Source organism: Streptomyces sp. NPDC057565 (assembly GCF_042801455.1).
GTDB classification, from domain to species: domain Bacteria; phylum Actinomycetota; class Actinomycetes; order Streptomycetales; family Streptomycetaceae; genus Streptomyces; species Streptomyces yanii.
The window spans coordinates 20,936-44,867 of record NZ_JBHVFU010000005.1 but is presented as its reverse complement, the minus strand read 5'-3'; the positions used below and the strand labels follow the sequence as shown (position 1 = coordinate 44,867).

19 protein-coding genes are annotated in these 23,932 nt (G+C 72.0%); 13 read left to right on the top strand and 6 right to left on the bottom strand.

Annotation, left to right across the window (positions count from 1 at the left end):
* Positions 1-35: 35 nt before the first annotated feature.
* The 4 genes from ACFU8W_RS12640 to fxsA all read left to right on the top strand — a co-directional run bounded on the left by ACFU8W_RS12640 (position 36) and on the right by fxsA (position 4,102).
* Positions 36-476: an Lrp/AsnC family transcriptional regulator gene (locus ACFU8W_RS12640; protein ID WP_024493538.1), complete on the top strand. Its 441-nt coding sequence runs from the start codon at positions 36-38 to the stop codon at positions 474-476.
* 46 nt (positions 477-522) lie between these two features.
* Complete coding sequence (locus ACFU8W_RS12635; protein WP_384035441.1) at positions 523-2,169, top strand: amidohydrolase; 1,647 nt, start codon at positions 523-525, stop codon at positions 2,167-2,169.
* A 527-nt stretch (positions 2,170-2,696) separates the two neighbouring features.
* Positions 2,697-3,464 (top strand): polyprenol monophosphomannose synthase, encoded by a 768-nt coding sequence (locus tag ACFU8W_RS12630; protein ID WP_345511904.1) that lies wholly within the window; start codon positions 2,697-2,699, stop codon positions 3,462-3,464.
* Between the two features lie 47 nt (positions 3,465-3,511).
* Positions 3,512-4,102, top strand: coding sequence for an FxsA family membrane protein (gene fxsA / locus ACFU8W_RS12625; RefSeq protein ID WP_384035437.1), 591 nt, complete (start codon positions 3,512-3,514; stop codon positions 4,100-4,102).
* 283 nt (positions 4,103-4,385) lie between these two features.
* On the opposite strand, the gene ACFU8W_RS12620 is transcribed toward fxsA, so the two are convergent.
* The 4 genes from ACFU8W_RS12620 to ACFU8W_RS12605 form a co-directional block, all read right to left on the bottom strand.
* Positions 4,386-4,760, bottom strand: a complete 375-nt coding sequence (locus tag ACFU8W_RS12620; protein WP_007262928.1) for an RNA polymerase-binding protein RbpA — start codon at positions 4,758-4,760, stop codon at positions 4,386-4,388.
* A 264-nt stretch (positions 4,761-5,024) separates the two neighbouring features.
* Positions 5,025-6,401, bottom strand: coding sequence for an MFS transporter (locus ACFU8W_RS12615; protein ID WP_384035435.1), 1,377 nt, complete (start codon positions 6,399-6,401; stop codon positions 5,025-5,027).
* Between the two features lie 47 nt (positions 6,402-6,448).
* Positions 6,449-7,213 carry a glycerophosphodiester phosphodiesterase gene (locus ACFU8W_RS12610; RefSeq protein WP_384035432.1) on the bottom strand — a complete coding sequence of 255 codons (765 nt, stop codon included), beginning with the start codon at positions 7,211-7,213 and terminating at the stop codon, positions 6,449-6,451.
* Positions 7,210-7,911, bottom strand: coding sequence for a YitT family protein (locus tag ACFU8W_RS12605; protein ID WP_384035429.1), 702 nt, complete (start codon positions 7,909-7,911; stop codon positions 7,210-7,212). The genes ACFU8W_RS12610 and ACFU8W_RS12605 overlap by 4 nt, the downstream gene beginning before the upstream one ends.
* Before the next feature lie 102 nt (positions 7,912-8,013).
* Here ACFU8W_RS12605 and ACFU8W_RS12600 point away from each other — a divergent pair, with 102 nt between their 5' ends.
* Positions 8,014-9,513: a PLP-dependent aminotransferase family protein gene (locus tag ACFU8W_RS12600; RefSeq protein ID WP_345511898.1), complete on the top strand. Its 1,500-nt coding sequence runs from the start codon at positions 8,014-8,016 to the stop codon at positions 9,511-9,513.
* A 220-nt stretch (positions 9,514-9,733) separates the two neighbouring features.
* On the opposite strand, the gene ACFU8W_RS12595 is transcribed toward ACFU8W_RS12600, so the two are convergent.
* Positions 9,734-11,359: a hypothetical protein gene (locus ACFU8W_RS12595; RefSeq protein ID WP_384035426.1), complete on the bottom strand. Its 1,626-nt coding sequence runs from the start codon at positions 11,357-11,359 to the stop codon at positions 9,734-9,736.
* 38 nt (positions 11,360-11,397) lie between these two features.
* Entirely contained in the window at positions 11,398-11,592 is a 195-nt protein-coding gene (locus tag ACFU8W_RS12590) for a hypothetical protein (RefSeq protein WP_266988092.1), read from the bottom strand.
* Positions 11,593-11,906: 314 nt separating this feature from the next.
* Between ACFU8W_RS12590 and ACFU8W_RS12585 the strand changes: the two genes are divergently transcribed.
* From ACFU8W_RS12585 to ACFU8W_RS12550, 8 genes are all read left to right on the top strand, one after another.
* Entirely contained in the window at positions 11,907-12,299 is a 393-nt protein-coding gene (locus tag ACFU8W_RS12585; RefSeq protein ID WP_384035423.1) for an ankyrin repeat domain-containing protein, read from the top strand.
* Positions 12,300-12,517: 218 nt separating this feature from the next.
* A complete protein-coding gene (locus ACFU8W_RS12580) occupies positions 12,518-13,936 on the top strand; it encodes a HEAT repeat domain-containing protein (RefSeq protein WP_384035420.1) in 1,419 nt (472 codons plus the stop codon).
* Between the two features lie 140 nt (positions 13,937-14,076).
* A complete protein-coding gene (locus tag ACFU8W_RS12575) occupies positions 14,077-15,255 on the top strand; it encodes a glycosyltransferase family 4 protein (RefSeq protein ID WP_384035417.1) in 1,179 nt (392 codons plus the stop codon).
* Complete coding sequence (locus ACFU8W_RS12570; RefSeq protein ID WP_384035414.1) at positions 15,252-16,415, top strand: glycosyltransferase; 1,164 nt, start codon at positions 15,252-15,254, stop codon at positions 16,413-16,415. Before ACFU8W_RS12575 ends, ACFU8W_RS12570 begins: the two co-directional genes overlap by 4 nt.
* Positions 16,412-17,428, top strand: coding sequence for an SGNH/GDSL hydrolase family protein (locus ACFU8W_RS12565; protein WP_384035411.1), 1,017 nt, complete (start codon positions 16,412-16,414; stop codon positions 17,426-17,428). The genes ACFU8W_RS12570 and ACFU8W_RS12565 overlap by 4 nt, the downstream gene beginning before the upstream one ends.
* Positions 17,425-21,078, top strand: a complete 3,654-nt coding sequence (locus ACFU8W_RS12560) for a hydantoinase B/oxoprolinase family protein (protein ID WP_384035408.1) — start codon at positions 17,425-17,427, stop codon at positions 21,076-21,078. Before ACFU8W_RS12565 ends, ACFU8W_RS12560 begins: the two co-directional genes overlap by 4 nt.
* A gap of 18 nt (positions 21,079-21,096) precedes the next feature.
* Positions 21,097-22,623: a hypothetical protein gene (locus ACFU8W_RS12555; protein ID WP_384035406.1), complete on the top strand. Its 1,527-nt coding sequence runs from the start codon at positions 21,097-21,099 to the stop codon at positions 22,621-22,623.
* A gap of 337 nt (positions 22,624-22,960) precedes the next feature.
* Positions 22,961-23,896 carry a hypothetical protein gene (locus tag ACFU8W_RS12550; RefSeq protein ID WP_384035403.1) on the top strand — a complete coding sequence of 312 codons (936 nt, stop codon included), beginning with the start codon at positions 22,961-22,963 and terminating at the stop codon, positions 23,894-23,896.
* The last annotated feature ends 36 nt before the right edge of the window (positions 23,897-23,932 follow it).

The following is a 23,932-nucleotide window of genomic DNA, read 5'->3' as shown; positions in this document are numbered from 1 at the left end:
TGCCTGGAGGGACCTGGGGCCATAGGTTGATCCGCATGGAGGAGCTGGACCGTCAGATTGTGGAGTTGCTCGTCAAGGACGGGCGGATGAGCTACACCGACCTGGGCAAGGCCACGGGCCTGTCCACCTCGGCCGTTCATCAGCGAGTCCGTCGGCTGGAGCAGCGCGGGGTGATCCGGGGCTATGCCGCGGTCGTCGACCCCGAGGCCGTCGGGCTGCCCCTCACCGCGTTCATCTCGGTGAAGCCGTTCGACCCGAGCGCGCCGGACGACATCGCCGAGCGGCTCGCCGGTGTACCGGAACTGGAGGCGTGCCACAGCGTCGCGGGCGACGAGAACTACATCCTCAAGGTGCGCGTCGCGACCCCGCTCGAGCTGGAGCATCTGCTGACCCGGATCCGCTCGCTGGCCGGGGTCTCCACCCGCACCACGGTCGTCCTCTCCACCCCGTACGAGGCACGCCCCCCGCAGATCTGAGGGGGGCGCGGACGGCGCCGCTCCGAACAAGGGCGAGACTGGTGCCATGACCGAGAGCACCGCCTCCCAGAGCGAACACCGCACCGTGCTGCTGCGCGGTGGAGACGTCCACAGTCCCGCCGATCCCTTCGCCACCGCCATGGTCGTCGAACGCGGCCATGTCGCCTGGGTGGGGTCGGAAGGGGCCGCCGACGCCTTCGCGAGCGGCGTCGACGAAGTGATCGACCTCGAAGGGGCCCTGGTCACTCCCGCGTTCACCGACGCGCACGTCCACACCACCTCGACCGGCCTCGCCCTCACCGGCCTGGACCTCGCGGGCGCTCGCACCCTTGCCGAGGCCCTCGACCTCGTACGCGCGTACACGGCCGCGCACCCCACTGACCGGGTCGTCCTCGGGCATGGCTGGGACGCGACGCGCTGGCCGGAGCAGCGGCCTCCGTCGCGCGCCGAGCTCGACGCCGCAGCCGGCGGCCGACCGCTCTATCTACCCCGGATCGATGTGCACTCCGCCGTCGTCACGACCGCCCTCCTCGATCTGGTTCCCGGCGTCACCGCATTGGCCGGCTACCGCCCCGACGCCCCGCTGACCGGCGCCGCCCACCACGCCGTGCGCTCCGCCGCCCATGGCGCGATCTCGCCGCAGCAGCGTGCCGAGGCGCAGCGTGCCGCCCTGGACCACGCCGCCTCGCTCGGCATCGGCACCCTTCACGAGTGTGGCGGACCCGACATCTCCGACGAGGAGGACTTCACCGCCCTGCTGAAGCTCGCCGCCGGGCGACCGGGACCGCGGGTCTTCGGCTACTGGGCCGAGCAGGTCGCGGACGAGAAGGATGCGCTCAGGATCCGCGAACTCGGCGCGATCGGCGCGGCCGGTGACCTCTTCGTCGACGGTTCCCTCGGCTCGCACACCGCGTGCCTGCACGAGCCCTACGCCGACGGACCGGCCGGCGGAAGGGGCGCCGCCCACCTGGACGCCGCGCAGATCGCCGCCCATGTCACCGCCTGCACCGAGGCCGGTCTGCAGGCCGGTTTCCATGCCATCGGCGACGCGGCGGTCTCCGCCGTGGTGGCAGGGGTCCGGGCCGCATCCGAGACGCTCGGGCTGCCCCGGATCCGGGCCGCACGTCATCGCGTCGAGCACGCCGAGATGCTCACCCCCGAGACGATCGCCGGCTTCGCGGAGCTGGGGCTGACCGCCTCGGTCCAGCCCGCCTTCGATGCCGCCTGGGGCGGCGAGGACGGCATGTACGCCCAGCGGCTCGGCGCCGACCGGGCCCGCACCCTGAACCCGTACGCGGGCCTCCTGCGGGCCGGTGTGCCCCTTGCCTTCGGCTCGGACAGCCCGGTGACCCCGCTGGACCCGTGGGGGACCGTACGGGCCGCTGCGTTCCACCGGACGCCGGAGCACCGGATCTCCGTACGGGCCGGCTTCACCGCGCACACCAGGGGCGGCTGGCGGGCCGTCGGCCGCGACGACGCGGGCACCCTCGTTCCCGGCGCCCCCGCCGACTACGCGGTCTGGCGCACCGAGGAGCTCGTGGTCCAGGCCCCCGACGACCGGGTCGCCCGCTGGTCGACCGACCCGAGGTCCGGGACGCCCGGCCTGCCGGATCTCACCCCGGGCGGCGACCTCCCGGTCTGTCTGCGGACTGTGATCTTCGGACAAACTGTCTACGTGCGGCCGAACGAGTGACGTCCCGATATTTCGTACCGCCGATTGAAGGCGCCCCCGCTTCCCCGCGACCTGCGTATCTCCGGTACTGACCAGGCAACTTCGGTAAACATCGCAGGTCAGACGGGTATTGACAGGAGGCGCCCACGGGCCGGTAGGTTCGGCCGAGTCCACCACAGGACGTCCGACCGGTTAAACCTCCACGCAGTCGTCGAACGCCGCTGGGTCATGGGGTGGTGTGCCGCACCGGCGCACCACCACTGACAGCCAGGTTCAGCGCCCGCGCCTCGGGGGCGAGGGAAGGTGTGAACCGGACGGCGGGTGTGACCCGGGTGGGGCCCGGACGTTCAGTAGACAACGGCTCTCGGTCGACCCGCAGCCAGCGGGCCCCAGGTCGGCCCGAAGGGCGCCGGGCCCCGATCCGCAGTTCTGTCCGTACTTTCCTCCTTCTGTCCGGGCGCTTGCCCGACAGGTGCCTACCGCGTCGGCCTCCGGCCCTGATGCGATCGATATGGTGTGCACCTGTGTACGGACGTGAGGGGCAGTAAGTGAACGACGGCGGTCAGAGGCGATACGGCCCGCTCGGCAGAGCCTTGGTGATCATCCCGACCTACAACGAGGCCGAGAACATCAAGCCGATCGTCACCCGGGTGCGCGCCGCGGTACCGGACGCGGACATCCTGGTCGCCGACGACAACAGTCCCGACGGCACGGGGAAGATAGCCGACGAGCTCGCCGCCGCCGACAGCCACGTCCAGGTCCTGCACCGCAAGGGCAAGGAAGGGCTCGGCGCCGCCTACCTCGCCGGGTTCCGCTGGGGCATCGACCACGGTTACGGCGTCCTCGTGGAGATGGACGCCGACGGCTCCCACCAGCCCGAGGAACTGCCCCGGCTGCTCACCGCCCTCAAGGGTGCCGACCTGGTGCTCGGCTCCCGCTGGGTGCCGGGCGGGCGCGTGGTCAACTGGCCCAAGTCCCGCGAGATGATCTCCCGCGGCGGCAGCACCTACTCCCGGCTGCTGCTCGGACTGCGGACCAGGGACGTCACCGGCGGCTACCGGGCCTTCCGGGCGGAGACCCTGAAGGGGATCGGCCTAGACGAGGTCGCCTCCCAGGGGTACTGCTTCCAGGTCGATCTGGCCCGTCGCACCATCGACGCGGGATACCACGTCGTCGAGGTCCCGATCACCTTCGTGGACCGCGAGATCGGTGACTCCAAGATGAGCCGCGACATCCTCGTCGAGGCGCTGTGGCGGGTCACGGCCTGGGGCGTCACCGCCCGTACGAACCGGGTCCTGGGCCGCAAGTCCTCCTGATCACCCCCTTGTCCCGCTTGGACGTCCGTCCAGGCACACTGGGGACCATGACGACCGGCACCCCGCCCCCGACCGCACCGAGGCGCTCGTGCGCCCGTACCTTCGTCCCCCTCGCCATCGCCGCCTGGGCAGTGCTGGAGATCTGGCTGCTGACCCTGGTGGCGGACGTGGCGGGCGGGTTCACCGTACTGCTGCTCCTGATCGGGGGCGTCGTACTCGGGGCCGCGGTGATGAAGGCGGCCGGCCGCCGGGCCTTCCGCAACCTCACCGAGACGCTCCAGCGGATGCCGGGCCGGCCCGGCGAGGCCGCGGCGCCGTCCACCGCCCCGTCGGGCAGCAAGGGCAATGGCTTCCTGATGCTCGGCGGGCTGCTGCTCATCATCCCGGGGATGATCTCCGACGTGGCGGGACTCCTGCTGCTGGTGCCGCCGGTCCGCGCGACGCTCGGCCGGTACGCGGAGCGGTCCCTGGATCGCCGTATGCGCACCGGGGCCCCCGGCAGCCTCTCCGATGCGTTCCAGCAGGCCCGGATCCACCGTCCGGACGGAAAGGTCGTCCAGGGCGAGGTCATCCGCGACACGGAGACTCAGCCGGGCCCGCGCCCCGACAGCGGCCCGCGCCCCCCGCTCACCCCCTGAGGGGTCCTCGTCCGAAACCGCACCTGAACGGGCCCCCGTCCGAACGGCTGTCCTCAGTCGCCGGACGGGCTCGAGTTCCCCTGTCCGGCATGCACGCCCGGGACGGAGAAACCGAACCCGAACGCCGCCCGGCGACGGAAGAGCAGGCCGCAGGACGCCCACGGCACCCAGTGGGACGCGACAGAGCCGCGGGCCGTGACACACGCTCGGTGTGTCACGGCCGGGGGCCGCCCCCGCGCCCCCCGCCCCGCCCGCGGCTCTGTCTCTCTGCGGTGTCGCGCGGTCAGGCAGACTTCCTGCTGTCCCGCGGGTGCACGGCAATGTTCATGGCTCCGGAGCGCAGAACCGCCAGCCTTTCGGCCAGCACCTCCTCAAGCTCCTCGCGTGTGCGCCGCTCCATGAGCATGTCCCAGTGCGTACGCGCAGGCTTGCCCTTCTTCTCCTCGGGGCCATCCCCGTCCACCAGGAGTGCCATGGCGCCGCACGCCTTGCACTCCCACTCCGGCGGAATTTCCGCCTCTACCGAGAACGGCATCTCAAATCGATGTCCGTTCTGGCATGCGTACTCCACCGCCTGGCGCGGGGCCAGATCGATGCCGCGGTCCGTCTCGTAGCTGGTAACCACGAGTCGCGTGCCGCGGAGAGCTCGCTCACTCATGAATCGTGCCTCCCGGGCTTGTCGCCCACAGGACAGGTGTCGCTGTCGTCGTCATCCGGTCAACGTCCGGTCGGCGGCAAAGATTCCCGTTGCCGGTCATGCGTCGCCCGTCGTGCCGCTGCTTTTTCAGAGTTGGGTACCCAACATTGCCCGGTTTGTCACATTCGGCAGAAGTTGTCACCCAACGGTTCGGCTTCTTCCACTCGCAGTAACGGTCCTCCGGGCAGGCCAAAGGCGTACACTACCGGCCTTTCACTTCAACGTCTAAATCCGTTCAGGAACGGGATTCCCCGCAGCCGCAACGGCCTGCCGCACGGGCACCCTCGCGAGCAGCACGGAACCGGCAGCGAAGAAGATTGCCAAAGAGATGATCGCATCCCGATAGCTGCCGGTCAGCTGATACGCGAGACCGAACACCAGTGGCCCCAGCCAGCTCAGTCCGCGGTCGCTCATCTCGTACGCGGAGAAGTATTCCGCCTCCTTGCCGCGGGGCACCAGATGGGAGAACAGCGAGCGGGACAGTGCCTGGCTGCCGCCGAGGACCAGGCCGATCGCCGAGGCCAGCAGATAGAAGAAGACCGGGGCGTCCGAGGGCAGGAAGTATCCGGCGACGAGGATCAGGGTCCAGACGACGAGCGAGGCCAGGATCGTGCGCTTCGCGCCGTACACCCGTGCCAGCCGGCCCATGCCCAGGGCCCCGGCCACCGCCAGCACCTGCACCAGCAGCACGGCCGTGATCAAGGATGTCTGGTCGAGGCCCAGCTCCTCGGAGCCGTACACCGACGCCTGGGAGATCACCGTCTGGATGCCGTCGTTGTAGACGAGATAGGCGAGCAGGAACGAGAGCGTGAGCGGATGGCGGCGCATGTCGCGCAGGGTCGCGAGCAGCTGCCGCCAGCCGGAGCCGACCGCGCCCTCACCGCCCGGCGCCACCCGCCGGTCACGCAGCCGTCGCAGCGGTACGACCGTGAAGGCTCCCCACCAGACCCCCGCCGACGCGAGGCAGATCCGTACCGCGTCGGACTCGGAGAGACCGAATGACTCGTGGCCCGTGTAGAGGACCAGATTGAGGACGAGGACGAGCGCCCCCGACGTGTAGCCGAAGGCCCAGCCCCGGGACGAGACGGCGTCGCGTTCTTCGGGCTCGGCGATCTGTGGGAGATACGCGTTGTAGAGGACCATCGACACCGAGATCGACGCGTTCGCCACGATCAGCAGGAACGCGCCGAGCAGGTAACGGTGGCCGTCCAGGAAGAACATCCCGGTCGTCGCGGCCGCCCCCACGTACGCGGCGGCGGCCAGCAGGGGCTTCTTGCGGCCCGTGCGGTCGGCGGCGGCACCCGCGATCGGCATCACCACCACCGCCACCACGACGGACATCGAGACCGCGTAGGCGAAGAGTGAACCCGCGCGCACCGGGATGCCGAGCGGGTGCACGAAACCGTCGGCGTCGGCGGCGGCCTTGGCGATCGACGTCAGATAGGGGCCGAGAAAAACGGTGAGAACGCTGGTCGAGTAGACCGAACACGCGAAGTCGTAGAAGTACCAGCCGCGTTGTTCGCGTCTGCGGTCCGCGGCGTCGGCACCGTCGTTGATGCGTTCCGGCGTCGGTTCAGCGGTGTCGGCGGTCTCGGCGCTCAACCCGCACCCCCCTCGTATCTCCCCGTGGGGACGCCGCCGGGCCGGCGTCAGGCCCAGGCCCCCCGCTCGCTCAGCACCGTGCGCAGCGTCTCGATGTGATCGGTCATGATGCCATCCACACCGAGATCGAGGAGAGCTGCCATCCGCTCCGGTTCGTTCACCGTCCAGACATGGACCTGGAGCCCGCGCGCATGGGCCTCCCGGACGAAGCGCCGGTCGACCACCCGGACTCCGTTCTGGCTCTCCGGGACCTGCGCGCACACCGCTCCGGCGCGCAGTGCGGCCGGTATGCCGTACGAGCGCAGTCGCAGGCCCAGGACGCCGCGGACGCCGTACGAGGTGGCCAGCCGGGGGCCCGCGAGGCGGTGAGCCCTGGCCACCCGGGCCTCCGAGAACGAACCGACGCACACCCGGTCCCAGGCGTCGGTCCGGCGGATCAGGTCGATCAGCGGGACAAGGGCCGGCTCGGCCTTGATGTCCACGTTCCAGCGGGCGTCGGGAAACGCCTCCAGCAACTCCTCGAACAGCGGCAGCGGTTCACGGCCTGCCACCCGGGCCCGCCGCACCTCGCTCCACGGCAGGTCGGCTATCCGGCCACGGGCGTCCGTCACCCGGTCCAGGGTGGCGTCGTGGAAGGCGACCAGACGTCCGTCCGATGTCGTGTGCACATCGGTCTCGAAGTAGCGGTAACCGGCATCGGCGGCCCGGCGGAACGCGGCCGTGGTGTTCTCGATCCCGTCCGCCGCTCCGCCTCGGTGGGCGAACGGGATCGTCGCGGGATGGTCCAGATAAGGGTGGCGTGCAGAGGTCACTGCGGCAGTATGGCCTCCTCCGATGGCCGGACGGTGACGGCGGTGGTGCCTGACTCCGGCGCGGGAGCGACGGTCTCGTCGGCCGGCTTCGCCTCGGGGACCGCGAAGAAGCGCAGGAACAGCTGGGCGAGCGGGCCGATGGACAGCGCGTACAGAACCGTGCCCACGCCCAGGGAGCCGCCGAGCAGGAAGCCGGTCGCCACCACGGCCACCTCGATCGCCGTACGGACCAGGCGGACGGAGCGGCCGGTGCGCCGGTGCAGTCCGGTCATCAGGCCGTCGCGCGGCCCGGGGCCGAACCGTGCCGCGATGTACAGCCCCGTCGCGACACCGTTGAGCGCGATCCCCGCAACCATGACGACGATCCGGGCCGCCGGACCGTGCAACTCCGGGACGAGGGCGAGTGTGCCGTCCATGGCGAGGCCGATGGCGAAGACATTGGAGACCGTGCCGAGCCCGGGACGCTGCCTCATCGGTATCCACAGAAGGAGGACCACCGCGCCGACGATGATCGCGACGACACCGATGGACAGCCCGGTTCGCTCCGCGAGGCCCTGGTGCAGCACCCCCCAGGGTTCGAGTCCGAGCCCGGCGCGGACCATGAGCGCCGAGCTCGCCCCGTACAGGGCCAGACCGACGTACAGCTGCATCAGCCGCCGTGTGAGATGCGCCCGGCGGGGGACGGCGGTGACGGACAAGATGTGCTCCCTCGTGTGGTGGTGGTGGACTGCCGCATGACACTCTGTGGCAGGGGATTGGCTGCCAACTATGGCCAATCCGAGGAAGGTGGACTGATTTACATGGCGCAGTGGACTTCGGCCGTCGGTGCCGCGCAGCTCGCCCGGCAGCTCCAGGCCCAGCAGCAGAAGCCGATGGGCCCCGGCGCCCGCAGGCCCCCCGCCTATCGCGCGCTCGCCGACGGAGTCCGGCTGCTCGTCCTCGAGGGCCGGGTGCCGGTCGCCGCCCGGCTCCCCGCCGAACGCGAGCTGGCGCTCGCCCTGTCCGTCAGCCGCACCACCGTTGCCGCCGCCTACGAGGCGCTGCGGGCCGAGGGATTCCTGGAGTCCCGGCGCGGCGCGGGCAGCTGGACCGCGGTCCCGGCAGGCAACCCCCTGCCCGCGCGCGGCCTGGAACCGCTGCCCCCGGAGTCGCTCGGTTCGATGATCGACCTGGGCTGTGCCTCGCTGCCCGCGCCCGAACCCTGGCTGACCCGCGCCGTCCAGGGCGCCCTGGAGGAGCTGCCGCCGTACGCGCACACCCACGGCGACTATCCGGCCGGGCTGCCGGCGCTGCGGCAGATGATCGCCGACCGCTACACCGAGCGCGGCATCCCGACGATGCCCGAACAGATCATGGTCACCACCGGTGCGATGGGCGCGATCGACGCCATCTGCCACCTCTTCGCCGGGCGCGGCGAGCGGATCGCCGTGGAGTCCCCCTCGTACGCCAACATCCTTCAGCTGATGCGGGAGGCGGGCGCCCGGCTGGTGCCGGTGGCGATGGAGGAGGGGATCGGCGGCTGGGACATGAACCGCTGGCGGCAGGTGCTGCGCGACGCGGCGCCCCGGCTCGCGTACGTCGTGGCGGACTTCCACAACCCCACCGGCGCGCTCGCCGACGAGAGCCAGCGGCGGGCCCTGGTGGACGCGGCCCGCTCCGCCGGGACGGTCCTGGTCGTCGACGAGACCATGAACGAGCTGTACCTCGACGTCGATGTCGAGATGCCGCGCCGGGTCTGTGCGTTCGACCCGGCGGGCAGCACCGTGCTCACCGTCGGCTCGGCCAGCAAGGCGTTCTGGGCAGGCATGCGGATCGGCTGGGTGCGGGCCGCACCGGACGTGATCCGCAGTCTGGTCTCCGCCCGCGCCTACGCCGACATGGGCACACCCGTGCTGGAACAGCTCGCCATCAACTGGCTGATGCGCACGGGGGGCTGGGAGGAGGCCGTGGAGCTCCGCCGCGGTCAGGCGCGGGAGAACCGGGACGCGCTGGTCGCGGCGGTGCGCCGGGAGCTGCCGGAGTGGGAGTTCCAGGTGCCGCGCGGCGGGCTGACGCTGTGGGTGCGCACCGGCGGACTCTCGGGGTCACGGCTGGCCGTGGCGGGCGAGCGGGTGGGGGTGCGGGTGCCGTCCGGTCCGCGATTCGGCGTCGACGGCGCCTTCGAGGGGTACGTACGGCTGCCGTTCACGGTCGGCGGTCCGGTGGCGGACGAGGCGGCGGTACGGCTCGCGGCGGCGGCGGAGCTTGTGGGGTCGGGGGCGAGCGCGGGAGCGGAGGCGCCTCGCACGTTCGTCGCCTGACGGCCGAGGCACAGGGGAAGGGGCGGGGAGGGATCGCGCGATCCCTCCCCGCCCCTTCCGCGCCCAGGGCGTGTGTCGGAAGTCCCGCCGTCCGCCCGAAGGGTGGGCCCGGCGGCGTCCGGTGCGTGCGATCGCAAGGCGGTCGTCCTCGTACGGGACGTACTCGGGCGAGCCCGACAACACAGCGAGCGTGCGTCCCCAACCTCACGGGTCAGTACACCTAGTCGCTGAGCGACATCTGTTCGGGGGTCAGGGCGATCTCCGCGGTCAGTGCGTTCTGCGGGGTCAAAGGGGTCGCAGTCGCCGGAGTCGCCGGATCCGGAACGGTCGCCTCGGGCGGCGTCTGCCCCGTGGGCAGGAGATCGAGCACCGCCTGGCGGTGCGCCTCGCTCGTCGCGTCGTCGTACGGATCAGGCGTGGCCGGAACCTGGAGCCGCAGCACCGGACCGGTACCGAGCCGCACGTACCCCCGGCCGGGCGGGACGTCCGGGGTCGGTGTGGTGTGCGGCTCCAGGCCGAGCACCGTCTCGATCTGGTCGCGGGAGCTGTGGCCGAGCACGACGCGGGCTCTGGTGTGGGTCCGTACTGTCTCGCTGAGCGTGTCCAGGCTGTCGAACTGGTCGGCCAGCACCACGGTGACATTGGCCGCGCGGCCGTGCCGCAGCGGTACCTGCAGCAGCTCCTGCGGGTCGGGCCTGCCGTCGGCGGCCGCCAGATGACCGAGGACGCTGGGCCGGTCCAGCAGGATCCAGAGCGGGCGCCTGGTGTCCTCGGGCGCGGAGTGCCCCGCCTGCCGGGCCCGGTTGGCGGCGATCAGCCGCCGCTCCGTCTCATGGGCTGCCCACTCCAGGCTGGTCAGTGCGCCGGCCAGTCCGCACTCGATGGCCAGCACGCCGGCGCGCCCGGTCAGGCAGGCGTACTCACCGGTTCCGCTGCCTTCGATGATGAGGACGTCGCCGTGCTGGAGCGCCTGGATGGCGATGGAGCGCATCAGCGTGGTGGTGCCGCCGCCGGGCTGTCCGACGATCAGCAGATGCGGCTCGGTGGAGCGGGCGCCGGTCCGCCAGACCACCGGGGGCGCGTCCCGGGTCGTGTCCCCGTCGGTCACCGGCACGGTGCGCTGTACCGCGTCGTTGTCGGTGAATCCCAGCACCGTCTCGCCCGGCGCGGTGACGAAACGCTGTGCGGCGATCGAGGTGGGCAGTGCGTCGAGCACGTTCATGACGAGCTGGTTGCCCTCCTCGTTCCAGGCGAAGTGGTACTCGCGGCCACGGCCTGACTTGGCGTGCAGCAGCTGTTCGATCCGGGTGCGGGAGGCGGCCTCGCTGTCGGTGAAGTGTGCGGGGTACGAGACGTGGAGCCGGGTGACGCGCCCGTCGCCGTCGAACTCGTAGTCGCTGAACGCCTTGGCCCAGTCGCCACCGTGGGCGAACAGCGGGCTGGGGTCATCGGCGACGGAGAAGTACGGCACGAGCGCCTCGTACAGCGCCTGCAGCCGCCCCGTCTCGGCCTTGCCGGGACCGGTCCTCGCGGGCGTGCGTTCCCGCCCTTTCCATGCGGCGGCGCCCATCACAGTGACCAGGGCGAGCAGCGGCCCGTACGGGATGAGCACCACCACGAGTACGCAGGCCGCGATGAGGAACAGGATGGGATTACGCCGCTCCTTGGGCGTCGCGGCCCACTTCTGCCGTCCCGCACCCGCCAGCAGCCGCAGACCACGAACGACCCTGATCAGCGGATGGAGGACGTCGGTGGCGTTGCCGGCGGCCGTGCGCGCGAACTCGCGACTGCGAGCGATCGAAGCGCTGCCGCTGCTCAGAATGCGGGGAAGGGGTCGCCGGGCCACGTCGGTTCTCCTGAAGGGGTGGGAGCGGTCGCGGCGGGTCAGAACTTGATCCCGCCCAGGAGGCTGGCCAGGCTCGCGCCGCCCGCCGTGATGCTCGGTGCGATGGCGGTGCCTGCCAGATAGAAGCCGAACAGGGCGGTGACGAAAGCGTGCGAGCCCTTCAGTCCGTCCTTCCTGAAGAACAGGAAGACGATGATGCCGAGGATGACGACGCCAGACATGGAAAGGTTCATGAGTGGTTCTCCTGTTTGGGGGACAGTCACCATGAGTCCTTCCAGGCTCACAAAAAGTATCTATAGGATAAAAGCTGCAATTGGGTGAAAACTCGTTTTTTTCACTGGACTGGCCGACAGGGGAACGCGGTGCGGACGGAACTTCCGGTTCCGCGCACCGTTCCGGCCTCGCGCGACGCGATCCTTTGCCGCGGCCAGGTCGCGGCATGTGCGCCGCGGAGCAGTACCCTGTCGATTCACTCGTACGGCCCCCACGGCGTACCACCCCCCTGGCCGACAGCAGCGAAACCCGTTAATGGAAGGCGGTCCGTCCGATGAGCGAAGCTCCCGACCCCGAGGTCGTCGAGCTGGCGACCAAGGTCTTCGACCTGGCGCGCCGCGGGGAGACCGAGGCGCTCGCCGCGTACGTGGACGCCGGTGTGCCCGCAAACCTCACCAACGACCGGGGCGACTCGCTGCTCATGCTCGCCGCGTACCACGGGCACGCCCTCGCGGTCGCCGCCCTCGTGAGCCGGGGAGCCGACCCGGACCGGGCCAACGACCGCGGGCAGACGCCGCTCGCCGGAGCCGTCTTCAAGGGCGAGGGCGCGGTGATCGAGGCGCTGCTCGCCGCGGGCGCCGACCCGGACGCCGGCACACCGTCCGCAACGGACACCGCACGCATGTTCGGCAAGGCCGACCTGCTGGAACTCTTCGGCTCCCGTTGAACGGGTTCGCCGTAAATGTGGTCGCGGTGGCGAAATGGCTGGGTCATCATGACGTCGCGGGCCCGATTCGGGCCACCGACGAGAGGCAGAGGAAGATGGTCTACAGCAAGCAGAAGACGGCGGTCGGCCGATCATGTTGCTGCGCGGCGTAGTGCCCACCCGGCACTTGGAACTGCACAGTCCCGGTTGCGTCGACAGCTTGATGTGAGGCTTCTCCCATGTTCGATCCGTTCATAGCGCCGAGCGGCACCCTGCTCGGCCTGCTGCAGAGGGGCCGCGGCGACGGCACGCTCCACGCGCTTGCCGCACCGCGCCCCGAGGCCCTCGCGGCGCTCAACCACTGTGTCCTGAGCGATCCGCGTCACGACTGGCAGGTCGAGAACCGCTCCCTCTACTACGCACGCCTGTATCTCGACCTCGACGGCGGCGTCGAAGAGATCGAGCGGCACCTCTGCGATCCCGACGACCACATCGACACCGACGACTCGCGGACCGGCCTGGCCCTCGCGGTCCTCGGCCACCTCGCCTCGTACGGACGCGGCGACGCCCTGGCCCTGCTGCGGCGGTACGCGGCGACGGGCGCCAACTGGGCGTGGGCTCTCGACGAGCTGGCCCTGCGTGACGACGACGCAGGGCTCCGTTCCCTCGCCGTGCCCGTCCTCGGCCGGTTCCCCGCCACCGAGGAGGGCGCCGCCGAACTCGCGGCCGCCGTACGGGACGCCTTCGAACCCCGGCCCTGGCGGCTGTGGGCCGACGACCCGCGTGAAGCGGTCGGCGCCCGGGTCAGGGCCGCCTCCGAACAGGGCTCGTTCGACCGCTGGCAGCGGCAGATGCGGCCCGGCGGCCCACGCCCCGGCTGGAGCGTCCAGGCCGTGTTCGACTGGGCCCAGCAGGGACTGGACCGCGGCAGCGTCCTCCACGTACCGGCCGCGCGCTGCCTGACTGCCGTCGCCGGTCCCGAGGACCGGCCGTTGATCGTCGAGACCGCCCGCAGCGGTCCGGACGGCGCCCGATGCGCTGCCCTGCACTACCTCTCCGAGGTCAGGGACCCCGCTGTCCTCGACCTCATCGAGGCCGCGGCGGTCAGCCCGTCGAGCACCGTCGCCGACGCGGCCGTCGCCGCCTTCGAGCGGATGTGCGGCGACGCGGCGGTGGACCGGGCCAGGAACTGGGCCCGACGGCCCGACGCGCTCGGCGCCTCCGCCGCCGGTGTGCTCGCCTGCCGGGGCGGAGCCGAGGACGCCTCCCTCGTCCTCGCCGCCCTGCGCGACGCCGTACGCGGTGAAGGACCGGACGCACCGCGCCTGTGGACCCTGGTCGACGGCACGGGCCGACTGGGCATCGCCTGCGCCGCACCCGTCCTGCGCCATGTCTACCGGGAGACGTCCTCCTCCCATCTGCGCGGCCGGGCGGCCCGCGCGCTCGCCGCCACCGACCCCTCCTTCGCCACCGGCTTCGCCGTCGAATGCCTGTGGGACTGCGAGGAGTCCACCCGCGAGGTCGCCGCACTCCATGCGGAGACCGGCGACATCAGGGTCGCCGAACGGCTGCGCCGACTGGCCGCCGACCCGGCCGAGGAGGCCGAGGTGCAGACCGCGGTACGCAGCAGGATCGGGCCTGACGCCCCCGCTGTCTGACCCGCTCCACGCACAGCAGGACGCAGCGCTTCGGGGGAGCGCGGCGTACCCGCCCACGGACGTCCAACGCTCATGGGACGTTCCCCGGGGGGAAAGATCCAAGTCGGCCCAGTCACGTCCGGTGCGACGACAACACGGGTATGCGTGTCGTCATCGTCACCGAGTCCTTCCCGCCCGATGTCAACGGCGTGGCCCACTGCACCCTGCAGACCGCTCGGCATCTCGCCGCGCGCGGCCATGAACCGCTCGTCATCGCCCCGGCCACCGCCGGCGCGACGACCACGTCCCGCTCCTCCTCACCCCCGTACCCGGGCACCTCGGGCGGCACCGACCTCTTCGCGTCGGCCGCGCCGTGCCCCGTGGTGCGTGTCCCGTCCCTGCCGCTGCCCGGCTACTCCCAGGTCCGGGTGGCGCTTCCCAGCCGCCGGCTGACCGCGGCCCTCATCGCCCACCGGGCCGAACTCGTCCATCTCGCCGGGCCGTTCGTGCTCGGCGTCCGCGGCATGGCTGCCGCCGCCCGGCTGGGGCTGCCGACCGTGGCCGTCTACCAGACCGACCTGGCCGGCTACGCCCGTACGTACCTCGGCGCCGGCGAGAACACCGCCTGGCGCCGGATGCGCGCCGTGCACAGCGCCGCCGACCGCACGCTCGCTCCGTCGACCGCCGCCGTCCGCGACCTCACCGTCCACGGGGTGGAGCGGGTGCGGCTGTGGCCGCGTGGCGTCGACACCGTACGGTTCCGGCCCGCGCTGCGCGACGAGGCGCTGCGCCGGCGCCTCGCCCCCGGCGGGGAGAAGCTCGTCGGATACGTCGGCCGGCTCGCCCCGGAGAAGCACGTGGAACTTCTCGCCGGGGCCTGCGGACTGCCCGGGGTGCGGGTCGTGGTCGTCGGTGACGGCCCGAGCGGCCCCTCTCTGCGCGCGGCTCTGCCCGGCGCCGTCTTCCTCGGCCGCAGGACCGGGGACGACCTCGCCCGGATCGTCGCCTCGCTGGACATGTTCGTGCACACCGGCCCGTACGAGACGTTCTGCCAGACCGTGCAGGAGGCGATGGCCTCCGGTCTGCCCGTGGTCGCCCCGGCGGCGGGCGGACCGCTCGATCTCGTCGACCACGGGCGGACCGGGCTGCTGGTCCCGCCGCACGACACCGATGCCGTACGGGCGGCCGTCGGCGCACTCGTTGCGGACCCGGCCCTAGCGGCGGCGTACGGGCGGACCGGGCGGGCCATGGTCGAGGGCCGCACCTGGGAAGCCGTCGGCGATCAGCTGCTCGGCCACTACGACGAGGTGCTGCGCGACCGGCCGGCGGTGGCCGCATGACCGGGCGCGAGCGGGGAACGACCATCGTCCGCCTGGCGAACTTCGTCACCCCGTCCTCCGGCGGACTGCGCACGGCCCTGGACGAACTCGGCCGCGGCTACCTCGCGGCCGGGCACGAGCCGGTGCTCGTCGTCCCCGGCGACAGAGCCGGCGATGTGTACACCGAGCAGGGCAGGGTGATCACCCTGCCCGGTCCGGTGCTGCCGGGCAGCGGCGGCTACCGTGTGCTGGCCGGCCGCCGCAGGCTCCGTGACCTCCTCGGAACGCTGCGTCCCGACCGTCTGGAGGTCTCCGACCGCACCACCCTGCGCTGGACGGGCGAGTGGGCGCGCCGCGCCAGGGTGCCCGCCGTGATGGTCTCCCACGAGACGGCGGACGGGGTGCTGCGCACCTGGGGCGTACCGCCGGCCGCGGCCGGACGTGCCGCCGACCGCCTCAACATCCTCAGCGCTCACGCCTACACGAGGATCGTCTGCACCACGGAGTGGGCGGAGCGCGAGTTCATACGGATCGGCGCCCGCAACGTGGTCCGCGCCCCGCTCGGCGTGGACCTGCGGCGCTGCCGCCCCGGCCGCCGCAGCACGGTCCTGCGCGCCCGGCATGCGCACGGCCGGTCCGTACTGCTTCTGCTCGGCTCCCGCCTCTCGGTGGAGAAACGTCCCGGCCGCGCCCTGGACGCCCTCGCCGTCCTGAACGGCCTGGGCGTACCTGCGAAGCTGCTCGTCGCGGGGGACGGGCCGCTGCGCGCGGGGCTGGAGAGCCGGGTACGGGCGGAGCGGCTGCCGGTCGAGTTCCTGGGCCATGTGCGCGACCGGGAGCGGATGGCGGATCTGCAGGCCGCGGCCGACATCTGCCTGGCGCCGGGCCCCGCCGAGACGTTCGGCCTCTCGGCCCTGGAGGCACTGGCCTGCGGCACCCCGGTGGTGGCGAGCGCGAGTTCAGCCCTGCCGGAGGTGATCGGCGGTGCGGGAGTGGCTGCGGCGGACACCGGCGACGCATTCGCCGCGGCGGTGCGGGAACTGCTGGCGCGCCCGGAGAGGGAGCGGCGCACGGCGGCGCGACAACGTGCCGAACTCTTCGGCTGGGACCGCTCGGTGGCCGCGTTCCTGGCGGCGCACGAGGTGCCGGAGCGGGGCGGGATCCGGGGGGCGCGGACATGACGGGGGTGCAGGCGCCGGCGGACGGCGCAGAGGATGCCGTGGCGGTGCCGGTCGTGCCAAGGGTGCCCGTGGCCGCGCCGGTCACGGAGGCTCTGCCGGAACCGTCCGCCCCGCCCGGGAGCCCCCATTCCCCGATCCGGTTCGCCGCGCTCGGGGACTCGTTCACCGAAGGAGTCGGTGATCCTGTCCCCGGTGGCCGGCGCGGCTGGGCCGCGTTGCTTGCCGAGGGCATCGGCGACAGCCACCGGGGCGTCGAGTTCCGTAACTTCGCCGTCAGCGGTTCGCTCTCCGGCGACGTCCGTGACCGGCAGGCTCCGGCCGCCGCCGCTTTCCGGCCCGACCTCGCCTCCGTGGTCGTCGGCGTCAACGACACCCTCCGCCGCTCCTTCGACATCCGGCTCATCGCCCGGCGGCTGGACGAGGTCTGTGCGCTCCTGACCGGCGGCGGAGCCGTACTCCTGACGGCGTGTCTGCCCGATCCCGGTTCCGTCCTCGGGCTGCCCGCACCCCTGGGGCGCCCGTTGGCCCGGCGCCAGAGTGCGGTGAATGCCGTGGTGCATGCCCTGTCCGCCCGCTACGACGCCGTCCATCTGCACGTCTCGGACGGGGCATGGGTCTCCGACCGTTCGCAGTGGAGCGTCGACCGGCTCCATCCGGCCGAGCGCGGCCATCGATCGGTCGCGGCCGGATTCCACGCTCTGCTCGCCGCCCGCGGTCTTGTCCACGGCGCCCCGCCCGGACGCGAGCCGGAGCAGCCGCCGCCCAGCCGTGCCGACTCGTTGTTCTGGCTGGCCACGGCGGGCACCGGGTGGCTGGTGCGACGGAGCACCGATCTGCTGCCTCAGCTGCTGTGCCTGGCGGGAGCGGAGGTACGGCACTGGGCGCGCGGCACGAGCGGGCAGTTGGACCGGCGTTCCGACCAGGCGTTGCAGGGCGCGCTTGCCGCCGTCACGCCCGAGGGGCGGCACGTCGCGTCCGTGTTGTCCGCGCCGCGCGTCAGTATGGAGGGATGACGGGACGCTGGGAGTTCTGGATCGACCGTGGCGGCACGTTCACCGACGTGGTGGGCCGCGATCCCGACGGGCACCTGGTCACCCGCAAGCTCCTCTCGGACGACCCGGACCGCTACCGCGACGCCGCCGTCGCCGGGATCCGCCTCATGCTCGGCCTCGGTCCCACCGACCCGGTCCCCGCCGACCGGGTCGGCAGTGTGAAGATGGGCACGACCGTCGCCACCAACGCCCTGCTCGAGCGGCGTGGGGAGCCGACCGTCCTGGTCACCACCGCAGGGTTCCGGGACGCCCTGCGCATCGCGTACCAGAACCGTCCGCGCCTCTTCGACCGACGTATCCTGCTGCCGGAGGCCGTGTACGACCGGGTGATCGAGGTCCCGGAACGGATCGATGCGCACGGCCGGACCCTCACCCCCCTCGATCTGCCTGCGACGGCGGCGCAATTGAGAGCCGCGAGGGCGGCCGGCTTCCGCAGCGCGGCGGTCGTCCTGATGCACGGCTACCGTCACCCCGCCCACGAGGCCGCCGTCGCCGCCGCGGCCCGTGAGGCAGGCTTCACCCAGGTCAGCTGCTCGCACGAGGTCAGCCCGCTGATCAAACTGGTACCGCGCGGCGACACCACCGTCGTCGACGCGTACCTCTCGCCGATCCTGCGCCGGTACGTCGAGGAGGTCGCGGGCGAACTGGAGTCCGTCCGGCTGATGTTCATGCAGTCCAACGGCGGACTGCGGGAAGCCGCGCACTTCCGCGGCAAGGACGCGGTGCTGTCCGGTCCCGCCGGCGGGGTCGTCGGCATGGCCCGTACGTCCGGACAGGCCGGATTCGACCGGGTCATCGGCTTCGACATGGGCGGCACCTCCACCGATGTCTCGCACTACGCGGGCGAGTTCGAGCGCGAGCTCGGCACCCAGGTGGCCGGGGTCCGGATGCGCGCCCCGATGATGAACATCCATACCGTTGCGGCCGGTGGCGGCTCCGTCCTGCACTTCGACGGCCGGCGCTACCGGGTCGGACCCGACTCCGCGGGCGCGGACCCCGGCCCGGCCTGCTACCGCAGGGGCGGGCCGCTCACCGTCACCGACGCCAATGTGATGCTCGGCCGGGTGCAGCCCGCGCACTTCCCGGCAGTCTTCGGACCGGAGGGAAACCTGCCGCTCGACGCCGACGTCGTGCGCCGGCGGTTCGGGGCACTCGCCGACGAGGTGGCACAGGCCACCGGCACGCGACGTACCGCAGCCGAGACCGCGGCCGGATTCCTGGAGATCGCCGTGCTCAACATGGCGAACGCGGTCAAGAAGATCTCCGTGGAGCGCGGCCACGACATCACCCGCTACGCCCTCACCTGCTTCGGCGGCGCCGGCGGTCAGCACGCCTGCGCCGTCGCCGACGCACTCGGCGTCGACACCGTCCTCGTGCCACCGCTGGCCGGGGTGCTGTCCGCGTACGGCATCGGACTCGCCGACGCCACCGCCATGCGCGAACAGTCCGTCGAAGCGGAGCTGGACGCCGAAGGCACCGCGACCACGGTCGACGCGCTCTGCGCGGAACTGGCCGCCCGCACACGCGCCGAACTGCGCGCCGACGGCCTCGAGGACAGCGCCATCAGCACCCATGCCCGGGTCCTCCTGCGCTACGCCGGCACGGACGCGAGCCTGCCCGTCGACCTGGACACCGCGCCCGCGATGACACGGGCGTTCACTGACGAGCACCGCGCCCGCTACGGCTTCATCATGGACAGACCATTGCTCGTCGAGGCGGTGTCGGTCGAGGCGACCGGCGCGGCGGGCCGGCACGTACCGCACCCGGTGGACCGGACGGTCCGCGAAGGCACACCACAACCCCACGACACGGTACGGATGTTCGCCGAGGGCCGATGGCAGGACACCCCGCTCCACCGGCGCGAGGCCCTGCAGCCGTCGGACACCGTGACCGGTCCCGCCGTGATCGCCGAGGCCGACGCCACCACCGTCGTCGACCCCGGCTGGCAGGTCACCATCGGCGACACCGGCCATCTGCTGCTCACCCGGGCCCGCCCGCGCCCCGACCGGACCGCCGTCGGCACGCGGGTGGACCCGGTCATGCTGGAGGTGTTCAACAATCTCTTCATGTCGATCGCCGAGCAGATGGGCGTGCGCCTGGAGAACACCGCCCACTCCGTCAACATCAAGGAGCGGCTCGACTTCTCCTGCGCGCTCTTCGACGCGGACGGCAACCTGATCGCCAACGCCCCGCACATCCCGGTGCACCTCGGATCGATGGGGGAGTCCATCAAGGAAGTGCTGCGGCGCAACGGCTCCACGATGCGCCCCGGCGACGTGTACGCCATCAACGACCCGTACCACGGGGGCACCCATCTGCCCGATGTGACGGTGGTGACCCCGGTGTTCGACGAACGCGGCGAGAACGGGTCGGGGCTGAGATTCCTGGTGGCGTCACGTGGCCACCATGCCGAGATCGGCGGCATCACCCCCGGCTCCATGCCCGCCTTCAGCCGCACCATCGACGAGGAAGGGGTGCTGTTCGACAACTGGCTGCTGGTGAGGGACGGCAGGTTCCGCGAGGCCGAGACCCGCGAGCTGCTCACCACCGCCGCTTACCCGTCCCGCGACCCCGACACCAATCTCGCCGATCTGCGGGCCCAGATCGCCGCCAACGAGAAGGGCATCGCGGAACTGCGTCGCACGGTGGACCAGTTCGGCGCCGAGGCCGTCGACGCGTACATGGGCCACGTGCAGGACAACGCCGAGGAATCCGTACGCCGGATCATCGGGCGGCTGCACGACGGCTCGTACCGCTACGAGACCGACAACGGCGCCGTGATCGAGGTCGCGCTGACCGTGGACCGTACCGCCCGCAGCGCGATCGTCGACTTCACCGGCACCTCACCGCAGCAGCCGGGGAACTTCAACGCCCCGAAGTCCGTCGTCATGGCCGCGGTTCTGTACGTCTTCCGGACCCTGGTCGCCGACGACATCCCGCTCAACAGCGGCTGCCTCAAGCCCCTGGAGGTCTCAGTCCCGGCCGGTTCGATGCTGGCGCCCGTCCATCCCGCGGCCACCGTCGCGGGCAATGTGGAGACCTCCCAGGCCGTCACGGGCGCGCTGTACGGGGCGCTCGGCATCCAGGCCGAGGGCTCCGGCACCATGAACAACCTGACGTTCGGCAACGACCACGTCCAGTACTACGAGACGGTGGCCAGCGGCTCGGGCGCGGGCGACGGCTTCGACGGCACCGACGCCGTGCAGACCCATATGACCAATTCCCGGCTCACCGACCCCGAAGTACTCGAATGGCGCTACCCGGTCCTGGTCGAGAGCTTCCGGGTACGGGACGGCAGCGGGGGAGCGGGCCGGTGGCACGGCGGCTGCGGGGTCGAGCGCAGACTCCGGTTCCTCGAACCCGTCACAGTGGCGCTGCTCACCGGACATCGCCGCGTCCCTCCGTACGGCATGGCGGGCGGCGAACCGGGCGCGCTGGGCAGCCAGCACATCGAGCGAGCCGACGGGAAGAACACGGTCACCTCGCTGGAAGGGTGCGACACGGCCGAACTGGCGCCCGGCGATGTGCTGGTGCTGTGCACACCCGGCGGCGGAGGATACGGAGCGCGGCAACCGGTCGCTTCTGCGCCGTTTCGACCGTTGTCGGTGTGAGGACCTAATCTGTGCAGCGTGACTTCGCCTGCCTACACGGACAACGCTGCGCCCCAGCTCAGCGCGGGGCCGCGGCCCGCGCCGGGCCCGGCCGCCGACGAGGGGCTCTCCCGGCGGCTGCGCGCGCTCGCCTGCACGGCGCCGCTGCACGACCTCGACGTGCGCAAGGCGAATCTGGCCGGCGAGTACACGGTCTACGCGATGGCGGAGGTCGCGCTCGCCGCGATCGACCAGGTCACACTGCACATGGACTTCGACACGGGCGCCGACCACGAGCAGATAGTGGCCAAGCTGCTCCCGCGCGTCGCTGCCCAGGCCCCGCGCCGTCCCGCCGCGGAGCACGAGCGGGTCGCCCGCTGGGTGCTCGAGAATCTGATCAACGTCGGAAGCGTGGACCGCGGCTTCCGCGCGGTATATGGCACGTTCGGCCCCGACGGGGTGTATGTCCGCAGGGACTACGACTTCAAGCTGATCGAAGAGGTCCCCGGTTACGGCGGCAGCGTCTATCTGAGGGCCACCGACGAAGCGGTCAACGTCCTGGTCGGCGCTCTCGACACGGACGTCACCAGTGCCCAGATCGCCGCCGAGGTGAAACTGGAGGTACTGATCAGCCGGGGCCGCCTCGCCGATGCGCAGCTCGCCGCCGAACAGGCCCGATACCGCACCGTGCAGTACGCGGAGACGCTCCGCAAGACACTGGAGGCGACCCGGCGCAACGTCAGAGCCGTCGACTGGCTCAACGCCGTGCCCGACATGATCGCCGAGGCACTGGACCACGTGGCCGACCGCTACCGCCACGAGAACGCGATCCTCACCAACATCCGCAAGGCCCGGGACGAGGCGGAGGACCCCGAGCACAAGCGCCGCGCCGCCGAGCTCGTCGACATAGTCAAGGACTGCATCCGCCGCCACACCCAGCTGCAGTCCCGCCTGCTGGAGGCAGGACCGCTGTTCCGTGCCGAGCAGGACCGGCAGGCGTTCGCCACCCCCACGGCCAGGACCGGCCTCGACCTGTACGGCCAGCTGGTCGCCCCGCTGCTGCCGCTCCCGGTCGAACAGGCCATCCGCGTCACCGACGCGTTCTTCGCCCACGGCACGGGGCTGCGCACGCCCACCTCGGTGCGGGTGGGTGACCTGGTCGACATGCTGCTCACCCCGCCCCTGGAGCGGGAGCATCTGGGGGCCGAGATGCCCGAGCCGGATCTGATCGCCACCCCGGACGACAGCAGGTTCAGCGAGGAGCAGCTGGTGAGCGCCATGAACCTCCTCGATCTGGAGCACGACGCACCGCGCCGGCTCTCCGGGCTCCTCGCCGAGGCCCGGCGGAGCGATCCGGACCTGCCCTATCTGGTCGCCCTGCTTGCGGTGCACGCAGCATCCCCGCCGGTCGGTACCGCGTACCGGCAGGGCGAGCGGCGCCTGCTGTTCGCCGTCGACGACGGGACCCGGCTGGACGACCCGGAGTTCGGCGGGGCGGACCTGATCGTGGGCATGGCCCTGCTGGACGCGGCGGGCATGGCCGCGGACCGCTCGGAGGCCTCATGAGCGGGCGGGGGCGTCGGACCCGACGGGGCCCTGATCACCGCCGGCCTGGGGCGTGTGTCGGAAGTCCCGCCGTCCGCCCGAAGGGTGGGCCCGGTGGCGTCCGGTGCGTGCGATCGCAGGGCAGAGGGTCGTCCTCGTACTGGACGTACTCGGGCGAGCCGGACAACGCAGCGAGCGTGCGTGCCGGGCGTCGCGGGGCAGGCGGGACTTCCGACACACGCCCCAGGGCTGCAACCTCCGGATGCGCGGTTCCGCCCGCACCCTTCCGTACGGACGCCGTGAGAGCCGGCGCCGCCCACCCCGTACCACCGAGATCCCGCACCGAGGAGCGACCGTCGTGAGCGACCACCGCGCAGAGCACACCGACGCGTGGAGCGAGCCGACCGCCGGGTACGCGACCGCCCGGCCCGCGACCGAGGGCGACGCCGCCCACGAGACTGCGGCACCCACGGCCGTCACCCCGGCCGACGCGGCCGACGCCGCCCGGCTCGTCGCCTTCGGGCTGCAGCCCAAGCTGATGCCCGCCCGCGACGCCGAATACGCCGAGCTCCTCCGGCGCTACCGGGAGGAGACCCCCTTCGCCCGGCTCGCCGATGCCGTGGCCACCGGACTCGGTCTCGTCGTCCTGGAGGTCTCCACCCGGGCCGGCATGGCCGTGACGGCGGGCGAGGACTCCGTCTTCGCCGTCCGCATGGGCGACTACGCCCGCCGCGCCTCCTCCGACTCCGCCGACCGCTTCCTGCACGGGCTGGCCCATCTCGCCGTCGCCGCCATGGCCTTCCCGCGCCCCGAGGATCTCGCCGACGACGCGTACATCGGCCGGATCACGGTCAACGGCATCGACGCGTTCGTACGCCAGGCCTGCCACCGCCTGGAGGAGCGGGCCGCGGAACACGGCGACAACACCGACCCGGCCACTGACGTCCCAGGGCTGGAAGCCGCCTGGCGGATCTATGCCCGGCGCAGCGCCACCGGCGCGACGAAGGACGCCCGGCGGCTGGCCGGATCCACCACCGGCATCGTCGGCAAGGCCGTCGCCTTCCTCACCGACTCGGGCTTCCTCCAGCGCACCGGGGACGACTCCGGAGGAGCCTTCCGTACCACCGCCCGCTATCAGCTGCAGGTACGCGACATGGCGGGTACCGCCGCCATGGCCGAACTCCTTGAACTCGGCGTCGTACCCGTCACCGACGGAACGGCGACACTGCTGCCGCCGCCCGACGGCGACGACCTGGAGCTGGCGGCCGACGCCGGTCTGCCCTTCCACGCCTGAGCACCCCCACCGCCGCCCCACTCCTGCTTTCCGAAC